This window comes from Bradyrhizobium sp. MI1.3, from assembly GCF_055811695.1.
Genome location: NZ_JBVVPQ010000220.1, coordinates 1 through 914 on the forward strand (window position 1 = coordinate 1; position 914 = coordinate 914).

Here is a 914-nt window from a genome sequence, read left to right on the forward strand (position 1 = left end):
TGCCGTCCATGCTGATGGCGATCTTCGCGTCCAGCAGCACATCGGTGAACTCGAGGCTGGTGAACTGGCTGCCCTGGTCCGTGTTGAAAATCTCGGGCCTGCCGTGCTTCGCCAACGCCTCCTGGACCGCTTCGACGCAGAAGGCCGCCTCCATTGTGATCGAGACGCGATGGGCCAGGGCCCGTCGGCTGAACACATCGACGACCGCCGCGAGATAGACGAAACCACGCCGCATCGGAACGTAGGTGATGTCCATTGCCCACGCATGGTCGCGCCGCTCGATCTTCAATCCGCGCAACAGGTACGGGTAGATCTTGTGACCCGGTGCCGGCTTGCTCGTGTTCGGGCGACGATAGACCGCCTCGATCCCCATGCGCTTCATCAGCGTCGCGATGTGGCGGCGACCAGCGTATACGCCCTCCCGCCGCAGCAACGATCGCAGCATACGCGCTCCCGCGAAGGGATAATCGAGATGCAGCTCATCGAGCCGACGCATCAAGGCAAGGTCCTCGGCCGAAACTGGCCGAGGTTCATAGTAGACCGTGCTGCGAGCCAGCTTCAGGACCTTCGCCTGGCGCTCGATAGAAAGATCATGACCGCGGTCGATCATCGCTTTGCGCTCAGCAGGCCCGCCTTGCTGAGCGCGCCGGACAAAAAATCGTTTTCCAACGCCAGCTCGCCGATCTTGGCATGTAACGCCTTCAAATCGACCGGCGTCTCGGCCGATGTCTTGTCATGCCCAAACACGCCGGCGGCGCCCTCCAGGAGCTGGTTTTTCCAGATCGTGATCTGGTTCGGATGAACATCAAACAGTTGCGCCAGCTCCGCCAGCGTCTTGTCGCCTTTGACCGCAGCCAAAGCAACCTTCGCCTTGAATGCCGGAGAATGCGTCCGGCGGCTCTTCTTCGTCATCT

At 61.3% G+C, this 914-nt stretch carries 1 pseudogene; it reads right to left on the reverse strand.

What is annotated here, in order from left to right:
- Window positions 1-912, reverse strand: a pseudogene (locus AC0L3A_RS40740) (IS3 family transposase); the annotation flags it as partial.
- Window positions 913-914 lie beyond the last annotated feature (2 nt).